This is a genomic window from Agrobacterium sp. SORGH_AS_0745 (assembly GCF_030818995.1).
Classification (GTDB): domain Bacteria; phylum Pseudomonadota; class Alphaproteobacteria; order Rhizobiales; family Rhizobiaceae; genus Agrobacterium; species Agrobacterium tumefaciens.
The window spans coordinates 2,825,234-2,836,128 of the sequence record NZ_JAUTBI010000003.1; the positions used below are offsets into that span (position 1 = coordinate 2,825,234).

At 61.5% G+C, this 10,895-nt stretch carries 11 protein-coding genes; 7 read left to right on the forward strand and 4 right to left on the reverse strand.

The genetic code is table 11. The features are described from left to right. The first annotated feature begins 83 nt into the window (after positions 1-83). Positions 84-1,736 carry a Na/Pi cotransporter family protein gene (locus QE432_RS23565; RefSeq protein WP_019565202.1) on the forward strand — a complete coding sequence of 551 codons (1,653 nt, stop codon included), beginning with the start codon at positions 84-86 and terminating at the stop codon, positions 1,734-1,736. A gap of 3 nt (positions 1,737-1,739) precedes the next feature. On the opposite strand, the gene QE432_RS23570 is transcribed toward QE432_RS23565, so the two are convergent. Further along, entirely contained in the window at positions 1,740-2,015 is a 276-nt protein-coding gene (locus QE432_RS23570; protein WP_013636608.1) for a hypothetical protein, read from the reverse strand. 129 nt (positions 2,016-2,144) lie between these two features. Here QE432_RS23570 and hemF point away from each other — a divergent pair, with 129 nt between their 5' ends. The 3 genes from hemF (at position 2,145) to QE432_RS23585 (ending at position 3,750) form a co-directional block, all read left to right on the forward strand. Continuing rightward, positions 2,145-3,056: an oxygen-dependent coproporphyrinogen oxidase gene (hemF, locus tag QE432_RS23575; RefSeq protein WP_003513531.1), complete on the forward strand. Its 912-nt coding sequence runs from the start codon at positions 2,145-2,147 to the stop codon at positions 3,054-3,056. Between the two features lie 122 nt (positions 3,057-3,178). Beyond that, positions 3,179-3,445 carry a hypothetical protein gene (locus tag QE432_RS23580; RefSeq protein ID WP_306625914.1) on the forward strand — a complete coding sequence of 89 codons (267 nt, stop codon included), beginning with the start codon at positions 3,179-3,181 and terminating at the stop codon, positions 3,443-3,445. Between the two features lie 119 nt (positions 3,446-3,564). Further along, positions 3,565-3,750, forward strand: a complete 186-nt coding sequence (locus QE432_RS23585; protein WP_306625916.1) for a DUF1059 domain-containing protein — start codon at positions 3,565-3,567, stop codon at positions 3,748-3,750. A gap of 26 nt (positions 3,751-3,776) precedes the next feature. Here QE432_RS23585 and QE432_RS23590 read toward each other — a convergent pair whose 3' ends face one another. From QE432_RS23590 to QE432_RS23600, 3 genes are read right to left on the reverse strand one after another with little or no spacing between them, the layout of a single operon-like run. Next, a complete protein-coding gene (locus tag QE432_RS23590) occupies positions 3,777-5,033 on the reverse strand; it encodes a CCA tRNA nucleotidyltransferase (RefSeq protein WP_121556735.1) in 1,257 nt (418 codons plus the stop codon). Further along, positions 5,030-5,668, reverse strand: coding sequence for an NUDIX hydrolase (locus QE432_RS23595; RefSeq protein WP_003513539.1), 639 nt, complete (start codon positions 5,666-5,668; stop codon positions 5,030-5,032). The genes QE432_RS23590 and QE432_RS23595 overlap by 4 nt, the downstream gene beginning before the upstream one ends. Continuing rightward, a complete protein-coding gene (locus QE432_RS23600; RefSeq protein WP_013636611.1) occupies positions 5,665-6,294 on the reverse strand; it encodes a DUF1285 domain-containing protein in 630 nt (209 codons plus the stop codon). The genes QE432_RS23595 and QE432_RS23600 overlap by 4 nt, the downstream gene beginning before the upstream one ends. 175 nt (positions 6,295-6,469) lie before the next feature. On the opposite strand from QE432_RS23600, the gene QE432_RS23605 reads away from it, so the two are divergent. From QE432_RS23605 to QE432_RS23615, 3 genes are all read left to right on the forward strand, one after another. Beyond that, entirely contained in the window at positions 6,470-7,480 is a 1,011-nt protein-coding gene (locus tag QE432_RS23605) for an AAA family ATPase (RefSeq protein ID WP_003513541.1), read from the forward strand. Between the two features lie 112 nt (positions 7,481-7,592). Next, positions 7,593-8,507 carry a DUF58 domain-containing protein gene (locus QE432_RS23610; protein ID WP_003513542.1) on the forward strand — a complete coding sequence of 305 codons (915 nt, stop codon included), beginning with the start codon at positions 7,593-7,595 and terminating at the stop codon, positions 8,505-8,507. Continuing rightward, the coding region (locus tag QE432_RS23615) for a DUF4159 domain-containing protein (protein ID WP_306625919.1) at positions 8,504-10,895 on the forward strand (2,392 nt) is incomplete at its 3' end. The genes QE432_RS23610 and QE432_RS23615, both read left to right, overlap by 4 nt.

The following is a 10,895-nucleotide window of genomic DNA, read 5'->3' on the forward strand; positions in this document are numbered from 1 at the left end:
GTTCAGGCTCCTATACTTATTAGCCGGACAACAAAAATCGCCCTCGCCGCAGCCATCCGCCGGCGGGTGTGAGGAGACGTCGCATGCAATCCACCATTGTCATCGTCAACCTTCTCGGCGCAGTCGCGCTGCTGCTCTTTGGTCTTGCCCAGGTCAAGGATGGGGTTACCCGTGCCTTCGGCATGAAATTGCGAAGTGTATTGGCGACGGGCACCCAGAGCGGCCCGCGCTCCTTCTTTTCCGGCTTTTTCGCCACTGTCGCGCTGCAAAGCTCGACGGCAACCGCGCTTACCGTCGCCTCCTTCGCAGAACGCGATCTCATCAAGCCGCGCATGGCGCAGGTCGTGCTGCTCGGCGCCAATGTCGGCACCGCTGTCACCGCGTGGATTGTCGCGGCCGGTGTGGAGTGGCTGTCGCCGCTGCTGATCCTCTCCGGTATCGTGCTCAAAAAGGGTAGCTCAAACGCCCGACAAGGTGGCGGAACCGCGGTCATCGGCATCGGCCTGATGCTTTTGTCATTGCATCTGTTGAGCGGCGCGACCGAACCGATGCGTGCCTCGCCAGCCCTTGGCGTCTTCATCGGTCTGCTTGATGGCGCATGGCCCGTCGCGTTGATCTTCTCCGCCGTGCTGGCCTTCGTCTCCTCCTCCAGCCTCGCTGTCGTGGTGCTTATCCTGTCGCTTGCTGCTACCGGCACGCTGTCCGCCGGTCTCATCATCGTTCTCATTCTCGGCGCCAATCTCGGCGGCGCCATTCCGCCGGTCATCGCCACGCTCTCCGGCCCGGCCTCGGCGCGGCGCATCACCATCGGCAACCTTGTGGTGCGCACCATCGGCTGCCTCATCGCCATGCCACTCGCATCCTATGGCGCAACGCTTTTGCAGCAATTGCCGCTTTCGCCCGCCAAATTACCTGTTGATGCGCATCTCATCTTCAATGTCATTCTGGCAGCGGTTGCCTGGCCCTTCTCAGCCCTCATATCCGACCTGATGGCAAAGCTGGTGCCGGGCGATCCGAAAACCGAAGATGGCCCGAATTTCCTCGATCAGCAGGCGCTGGATACGCCTGTTGTGGCGCTCGCCAATGCCACGCGTGAGGTCTTGAGCGTCGGCGATGCTATCGAGCGCATGCTGATCCGCGCCGAAAACGCCTTCAAGCATAATGATCTGGCACCCCTTCAGGAAGTGTCCCTGCTCGAAAAGAAGGTCGATCGCCGTCAGCAGGAGGTGAAGGTCTATCTTTCCCAACTGGGGCGCAAAGGGCTTGCAGACGACGAAGCGCGCCGTTCGATCGCCATCATCGATTACGCGATCAATCTCGAACATATCGGCGACATCATCGAAAAAGGCATTTGCGAGCAGATCCGCAAGAAGGTGCTGAACAGCTTCAAATTTTCCGACGACGGTTATGAGGAGCTGAAGACGCTGTTCGACATGACAATCGAAAATCTGCGGGCTGCCCAGAGCATTCTGGTGACCGGCGATTTCGATCTCGCCCGCCGGCTGATGGAAAGCAAGGTGGATATACGCCGCCTCGAAAAACAGTCGTCCAACCGCCATCTGGAGCGGCTGCGCGATGGGCTGACGGAAAGCATGCAGACGAGTTCACTGCATCTCGACATGCTGCGCGATCTGAAGCGCATAAACGCCCATATCGTCTCTGTTGCCCATCCCATTCTGGATGAAAGCGGCGTTTTGATCGAAAGCCGCCTGCGTTACGCCGAACCGCGTGCTTAAAGCTTAGTCTGCCGAAGGAAGCCGCCGCATGGTGAATTCGATGCGGTCGCCTTCCAGCTGCCGCCAGCTTTCCACTTCGGTCCAATAGGCGGCCTTCGGAAAACTGTCGAACCACTCGCGCGCCTTGGCACGGGCTTCTTCACGGTCGAGACAAAAGGTCTGCCGCACGAACATGCCGTTGCGCATCGGATCGCCGCCGTCACTTTCACGCGCCTTGCGGTGATTGGCGATCCTGCGCTTCAGCCCGTCCAGGGGCGGCGGTCCGGCAAATTTCGTCATGATATTCACCTCTGGCACCTACATCGCTAAAGATAGTGCCCGCATGTGAACTTGGCGAGTCGAATTTGTGCGCAAGGCCAGCACCTGCTAGATGCGACAGGGAATCGACTTCACCAAAGGAGAACATGCATGGAACGGCCATCTTTGCCGAAGGGCTTGCCCGAGGACATAGAAGACAAGAAGGCCGCCGCCCAGGCCTGGTTCCAGCATCTGCGCGACACCATCGTTACCTCCTTCGAAACCCTTGAAGACGAGCTGAGCGGCCCGCTCGCCGATCAGGAACCGGGACGCTTCGTGCAGAAGGACTGGCTGCGCGACAATGGCGCGGGCGGCGGTGGCAAGATGTCGATGATGGAGGGCCGCGTCTTCGAAAAGGTCGGCGTCCACACCTCCACCGTCTATGGTGAGTTCTCGCCGGAATTCCGCCAGCAGATACCGGGTGCGGAAGAAGACCCCAGTTTCTGGGCCTCGGGCATTTCGCTGATCGCCCATCCGGTCAATCCCAATGTGCCGGCTGTTCATATGAATACCCGCATGGTCGTCACCACCAGCCACTGGTTCGGCGGCGGCGCGGACCTGACGCCCGTGCTTGGACGCCGGCGGACGGAACAGGATCCAGACACCCAGCTTTTCCACCGCGGCTTCGAGATCACCTGTAACCGCCATCCCGTGGCCGACTATCCGCGCTACAAGTCGTGGTGCGACGAGTACTTCTTCCTCAAGCACCGCAACGAGCCGCGCGGCACCGGCGGTATCTTTTTCGACTGGCTGCACCCGGAAGAGGAAAAGGGCGGCTGGGACGCCAATTTCGCCTTCGTGCAGGATGTTGGCCGCGCCTTCAACCTGGTCTACCCAAAAATCGTGCGGTCCAATTTCAACCAGCCCTGGACGGAAGAGGACCGCGACGAGCAGCTTATTCGCCGTGGCCGCTATGTGGAATTCAACCTGCTTTACGACCGCGGCACGATCTTCGGCCTCAAGACCGGCGGCAATGTCGAATCGATTCTGTCTTCCCTGCCGCCCGTGGTCCGCTGGCCCTGAAATACTCACGTAAATTTGACGCCCGTCAGGAATTTGGGCGCAAATCGCGCAAATTAGGACTTATGGAAAAATAAAGGCAATGATAATCTCCTGCGTGCAGACGTACTGGAGGAGCTATCGTCATGATTACTTCGAACAGCATGCCTATATCCGCTTCCGCTGAGGGAGCCTCGCATTCCATCGATACCCCTGATTTGATCGACCGCATGGCAGCGGAAATGCGTGCCACCGGCGATCGCGAACTGCCGCATTCCTTTTATGTCCAACAAGTAAAACGCACGCTTGCCGGAAAAGCGGTGACGCGGGCCGACAATGACGAAATGCCTCGTACAAAAATCCCGGCAGCCGGCACATCCTCTGTTTTCCAGTGCTGGGCGATGCCCGAATAGGGCCTGAACAGGGTCAGCGGACGCCGCTCTGGAACATTAGCGGCGACCGTTCGTTTCTTGTCAGAGGGACAGCAGGCATTTGCAGGCTGTCCCTCTGTCTAAAACAGGGAGGCAAGACCATGAGACTGTTTGAATGTGGAACGCTCGTGCCCGGCTGTGCCTGGCACACCCGCGCGGATGACGACGCGGAAGTCGTGCGCCGCACCGTGGAACATATGCGATCGGTCCACGGCGAAACCATCATCCGCGAAAACATGATCGAAAACATCAAATCCCGCATCCGCGACGAGGCAAATGCGGCCTGAGCTGCAACGCCTCCGGCACTGCGATCTCAATTCTCCAGCATATCCTTCAGCCGGGCGGTCAGCGCTGCCCGGTCTAGCGAGAAATTGACGTCGATCCACTTTTCTTCGAGGCTTTTCAGCACCTCGCCTACCTTCGGACCGGACTCCACGCCCGCGGCCATCACATCAGCGCCGCTCAGCGGAAAGCCGGGCTTGTGGAACTTGTTCGCTCTCGTCAGCAGCGTCGAAAGCCGCGCGACTTTCTGCATCGCCGCCTCACCGCCCGAAAGGTCGGCGCGGGCCGAGGCAAGCGCCAGTTTCAGCCGCGTCTTCACACCGTCAACGCCCTGCCGGTAAAGCAGCCGGTCGAGCGCCGTCTCCTTCATCTCCGGATCGATCACCGGCGCGGAAGCCCAGTGGGCGAGATATGCTGCTTCAGCCTTCGACAACCGCAGCCGCGCAGCAAGCGCCGTTAGCCTCTCCCTGTCGGGCGGCACTATGGCAGCAAGCCGCAGCATCGGGTCAACTGTCCAGCCGAGCGCCTGTTCGGTTGCCACCAGCCCGTGAATGGCGTCGATACCCCACTTTTCCGTTTCGGGAAGAATTTCCGCCAACACGCCGGATTGCCGCATCCACAGCAAGGCGCGGGAGGGATCGCGCGCGGAAAGCAGCTTTTTCAGCTCGCTCCACACCCGCTCGGCCGAGAGCGTCCCCAGCTTGTCCTTGGCCCGCGCACTGGCGCGCAAGCCATCGGCATCGGGACGACCGGAACCATAATGGGCGAAAAAGCGGAAGAAGCGAAGAATCCGCAGATAATCTTCCGAAATCCGCATTACCGCATCGCCGATGAAACGCACCGTGCCGGTTTCAATGTCGGGAAGGCCATCGATGAGGTCGATGATCTCGCCCTCCTCGTCGGCGTAAAGTGCGTTGATGGTGAGATCGCGCCGCTCGGCATCGATCTGCCAGTCTGTGCCAAAAGCGACCTGCGCATGGCGGCCATTGGTCTCGACATCGCGGCGCAGCGTCGTCACCTCGAAACCTTCGCCGTCGATCACCAGCGTCACCGTACCGTGTTCTATGCCGGTCGGTACCGCCTTGATGCCCGCCGCCTTGGCGCGCTCAACCACCACATCGGGGGTAAGCGTCGTCGCCATATCGACATCGACGACCGGTTGTTCCATCAGCGCATTGCGCACGGCGCCGCCGACGATCCGCACCTCGCCGCCATCGGCGTTCAACAGCGCGAAGATGCGCTTCAGCGCCGGCTTTTCAAACCAGTCCCGCCCGGCAAGGCTGCTCATGAATAAAACCTCTCGTAAATCGTCCGTACGATGCCCGCCGTAATGCCCCAAATGTAGCGCTCGCCATAGGGCATTTCGTAGAAAAACCGCTCCTTCCCCTGAAAGATGCGGCTTCCGCGCCCGTGATTGGCTGGGTCCATCAGGAAAGACAGCGGCACCTCGAAAACCTCATCCACTTCCGTGGGATTGAGCGTCAGGTCAAAGCCGGGACGAACGACCGACAGCACCGGCTTGATGCGAAAACCGGTACCGGAAATATAATCCGGCAGACGCCCGACTGTTTCCACGAAAGATCGCGAGAGGCCGATCTCCTCTTCCGTCTCGCGCAGAGCCGCCTCTTCCGGTGTGCGGTCCCCAGCATCGATGCCACCGCCCGGAAAGGAAATCTGGCCGGAATGTTTGCGCAGGGTTGCGGTGCGCTGGGTGAAGATCACCCGCGCTTCGTTGCCGTCGTCGATGACAGGCACCAGCACGGCGGCGTCCTTCAGCCTTATGCCGTTTCCCGAAAGCACCACGCCCGGATTGAGCAGATGATCGCCATTCTCGCGTTCCGCCACGCCCTCGCCTTCCTCCAGCACCCGGCGGCGGAAATCGGCGGCGGTAAAAGTTTCAAGGCGGGTTGTCGTCATTGTCATTGCGAAAGCCGTTCCAGTTCATTGGCGGGCATCACGGGAAAGACAACCCCGCCCGAGCGCACGGCAAACATCTCGACACCGTCCACATCGATCACCTCGCCGAGTGCCACGAGATCATACATCACCGCCCGCGAGACGAGCGCCTCCAGCCTGCCGCGCACCAGAATGTAGGGTTTCAATTCGCGGTTTTCTCCGAAAATCGTAAAGCGTAGCGGATGCTCCGGCCCGGCCTCCACCACATCGCCGACATTGGTGCGGAAGGTCAGCAGCGGTCCGCCATCCTTCTCGCCCGCCGTCACCTTCATCTCGACGGCCACGAAAGGTGCATCCACCACGCGGATGCCGACTTTTTCCACAGGAGTTACAAGATAGGTCTTGCCGTCGTCATCCTTGCGCAGGACCGTGGAAAACAGCCGCACCAGCGGCGCCCGGCCGATGGGCGTACCCATATAGAACCAGGTGCCGTCTGCGCGGATTTCCATGTCGAGATCGCCGCAAAAGGGGGGATTCCAGCGCTCCACCGGGGCAGGTCCACGTTTGGCGTCACCGGTCTGCTCGGCGGCGCGGGAAATCATCGCCGCCAGCCCTGCTGCATCGCTTGCCGAATTTATCGTCTCCGCTGCCATATTCGAGTCTCGCTTTGCCGATAAGGAAATACTAAGTCACGACATAGTCATTCGAATGGCGCTTGTCAGCGGCCAAGAGAGCAATAAGCTAGTTGCAGCGCGAAATCCGCTCCGGCCAATGGCCATCAAGATCGGAGCAGGAATGGGTCGGCGGCAAAGGTATGAGGAGAGCGACATGGGCGTGATGAATACCGGCGAAACCCTCGACGAAAAAGCCATCGTCGCCTCGGCCGAAAAGGCGCTTTCGGATATTGCCGCGATCCGCGCGGAGGTATCCAAGGTCATCTTCGGCCAGGAAAAAGTGGTGCAGAACACGCTTCTCGCCATACTCTCGGGCGGCCACGCGTTGCTCGTCGGCGTTCCCGGGCTTGCCAAGACCAAGCTCGTCACCACGCTCGGAACGGTTCTCGGGCTCGATGCCAACCGCATCCAGTTCACACCGGACCTCATGCCATCGGATATTCTCGGCTCCGAAGTCATGGATCAGGATGAAAACGGGCGGCGCTCCTTCCGCTTCATAAAAGGTCCGGTGTTTGCGCAATTGCTGATGGCGGATGAAATCAACCGCGCCAGCCCGCGCACGCAGTCCGCACTGCTGCAGGCCATGCAGGAATATCACATCACCATGGCCGGCCAGCGTTACGACCTGCCGAAACCCTTCCACGTTCTCGCAACCCAGAACCCGCTGGAACAGGAAGGCACCTATCCACTGCCTGAAGCGCAGCTCGACCGCTTCCTGCTGCAGGTGGATGTCGGCTATCCCGAGCTTGCCGCCGAACGCCAGATATTGCTCGACACGACAGGCACCGCATCGGGCGAGGCACGCAAGGTAATCGACGCCGAACGCATGATGGAAATCCAGGCGCTCATCCGCCAGATGCCGGTCAGCGACAAGGTTGTGGACGCGATCCTTTCGCTTGTCCGCTCTGCCCGCCCCGGCCACGGCAACAAATTGACCGACAAACACGTTGTCTGGGGCCCGGGTCCCCGCGCCGGCCAGTCCCTGATGCTGACGGCACGCGCCCGTGCGCTTTACGAAGGCAGGCTCGCGCCGTCGCTGGACGATGTCTATGCGCTGGCCGAACCGGTACTGGAGCACCGCATGGCGCTGACATTCGCCGCCCGCGCCGAAGGCATGTCGGTGCGCGATGTCATCGCAGCCCTTGTGGAGCAGGCGAAGAACTAAGGCATCGGACCGAAAAGTGTGACGCTGTTTTCGGAAAATCCGATGCTCGACAAAAAAATCGGAGCGGCCCGCCGCTCTGACATCTGCCTAAGCTTTCTCGAAAGGAGTGCCTGTGGCATCCATCGGCCAGATCGTAGATAAGACACCGGGTAGCGAAGTCCTGGCGCGCGCGCGCCAGCGTGCCGCACTGGTGCCGGACTGCATGGTCGAAGCCAAGCGCATCGCCAACACTGTCACCGCCGGCTGGCACGGCCGGCGCAAGCGCGGCATCGGCGAGAATTTCTGGCAGTTCCGCCCCTATGCCGAAGGCGAGAGCCTGTCGCGCATCGACTGGCGACGCTCGGCCCGCGACGACCACACCTATGTGCGCGATCGGGAATGGGAAGCTGCCCACACCATCTGGCTGTGGGCCGACATGTCGCCGTCGATGATGTTCAAATCCACCCTCGGCTCCGTCTCCAAGGAAAGCCGCGCATTGGTGCTGATGCTGGCGCTGGCGGAAATCCTCGCCCGCTCGGGCGAGCGTATCGGTTGTCCCGGTATCATGGAGCCCATCTCGGCCAGAAACGCCGCCGAACGTCTGGCTGCCGCCATCATGCACGCGCCGCTCACCACAGGCATGCCGGAAACGGGCATGATCCGCGGTGCAAGCGACATCGTCCTCATAGGCGATTTTCTCGACGATGCGAAAAACGTCATGGAGCGGATTTCGCCACTCGCGCGGCGCGGCTTGCGCGGCCATGTGGTGGAAATCGCCGATCCGGCCGAAGAAACCTTCCCCTATTCGGGCCGCACCGAATTTACCGACCCGGAAACCGGTGAAAAACTCGTCTCCGGCCGCGCGGAAACCATTCGCGAGGATTATACCCGCGCCTATCTCGCCCGCCGCGAAGCGCTGTCTTCTTCGCTGCGCCGTCTAGGCTGGAATTTCGTGTTTCACCGCACCGATCATCTCGCCTCCGAGGCGCTTGTGGCCGTTCACATGTATTTGTCCGGTGCGCCCGCGCAAGGCGGTGGCAACCGATGAGCGCATTGCCCTTCGTCTTCACCAGCCCCTATATTCTCTTCGGCCTTCTGGCGCTTCCAGCCATCTGGTGGCTGCTGCGCCTCACCCCGCCGCGTCCCAAGGCAGAGGTTTTTCCGCCGCTGAAAATTCTGGCCACCGTGCTGAAGCGCGAGGAAACGCCCTCGAAAAGCCCGTGGTGGCTGACATTGCTGCGCATCGCGCTCGCCGCCGCCGTGATTTTCGCGCTGGCCGATCCCGTGGTGAACCCCCGCAACAACAGCATTGCCGGCACTGGTCCCCTGGTGCTTGTGGTCGATAATAGCTGGGCCTCCGCAACTGATTGGCAGAGACGCGTCGAAACCGCTCAGGCCCTGATCGGCGATGCGGAAAGGGCCGATCGCCCCGTTTCCATCAGCTTCACCGCAGATGCCGAACATGACGCCGTGCCTGCCACCACGGCGGTGGCGCTGGACAAGCTCGCCGCCGCCAAGCCGAAGCCGCTTGCGCCGGACCGCGTGCGCACTGCGGAAGCCATTACCGAGGCGCTGAACGGCACCTCCCCCGGCACGCTCGCCTATATTGCCGACGGCGTTGCGACCGCGCAGGATGAAAGCGCACTCAAAACGCTGGCCAGCCTCTCAGCTGCCGAGTTCCGCATCGTCACAGGTGATGGGAAATCCATCGCCGCCATAACCGGCGCCGCCAACAATGCCGATGCGATGAGCGTCACGCTATCGCGGCTCGACACGGCCTCCCCCAGCCGGTTGACCGTCAATGCGCAGGACAGCCAGGGCCGCATCCTTGCCACTGGCACCGCCAGTTTCGCCCCCGGCGAAGCGGAAACGACGGCGACGGTGGAAGCGCCTTTCGAATTGCGCAACGACTTCGCCCGCCTCTCCATCGAGGCAGTTTCAACGGCGGGCGCGGTGCATCTTCTGGATGACGGTTTCCGCCGCCGCCGCGTGGCGCTGCTGGCCGGTGAAACCGGCAATGATTTCCAGCCGCTGCTGCAGCCGCTTTATTACATCAGCCGCGCCCTTCAGCCTTTTGTCGATCTCATCCCGCAACGACAGGCAGATCTTGCGCAGGCGATCCCGGAAATCCTGCAATCCAATCCTTCCGTCATCGTCATGGCCGATATCGGACGTCTGCCGCAGGAGACCTATGAGCCGATGCAGCGCTGGCTTGCCGCCGGCGGCACGCTGATCCGTTTTGCCGGACCGCGCCTTGCCGCAGCCCCCACCAATGATCCGCTGGTGCCGGTGACGTTGCGGCAGGGTGAACGCGCGCTTGGCGGCGCGCTCTCATGGGCCGAGCCACAGCCGCTTGCCGATTTCCCGAATTTCGGCGCCTTTGCCGGAATGCCGAAGGCCGATGGCGTGCTCGTAAAACGGCAGGTTCTGGCCGAACCGACACCGGACCTCGCCGAGCGCACCTGGGCGAGCCTTGCCGACGGCACGCCACTCGTCACCACCCGCAATGTCGAGGCGGGCCGCATCGTGCTGTTCCATGTCAGCGCCGAGGCAAGCTGGTCCGACCTGCCGATATCAGGCCACTTCGTCGATATGTTGCGCCGTATCGTGCAATTGTCCAAGGCAGGCGGTGCTTCCACCTCCGCGAATGCCCCGGCCGCAGCATTACCGCCCTTCCGGCTACTGACGGCCGAAGGTGCTTTGTCAGCCGATGTCGGCTCCGCCCGGCCGTTGGAAATGCGCCCCGGTCAGTCTCCCCGCACCGGTTTCGACAATCCCCCCGGCCTTTATGGCACAGAGGATGGTTTCGTGGCTCTCAATCTTCTACCGGCTGGCGCCACGCTTCGCCCGCTCGATACCTCGCTCGCGGGTGTCAACACCACCAGCGAAGCACTGATCGGCGAAACGGCGAAATCGCTGCGCCCGGCCTTGTTCATCGCCGCCTTCCTGATGTTGATTGCCGACAGTCTCATCGTGCTCTTTATGAACGGCGCCTTCGCACGCCTGCCGAAAGCCCGCAGCGCCACAGCTGCCACCGTGCTGCTGGCCATTGGCGCCTTCGCCGCGATGTCCCCGAGCGATGTGCGCGCCGACGACCCCAAACCCGGTGACGAGCAGATTTTCGAGCGGCTGGACACGACGCATCTCGCCTATGTCCGCACCGGCGAGGACGATGTCGACCGCATTTCCGAACAGGGTTTGCAGGGATTGAGCGAATTCCTGACCTGGCGCACGACGCTGGAGCCCGGCCAGCCGGTCGGCCTCGATATATCCAAGGATGAATTATCCTTTTACCCGATCATCTACTGGCCGGTGTCGGCCTCCGCCCCCATGCCGTCGAGCGCTGCCATATCGCGTATCGATGCCTATATGCGCGCCGGTGGCACCGTTCTGTTCGACACGCGCGATCAGTTTTCGTCGCTCGACATTGGCGCGA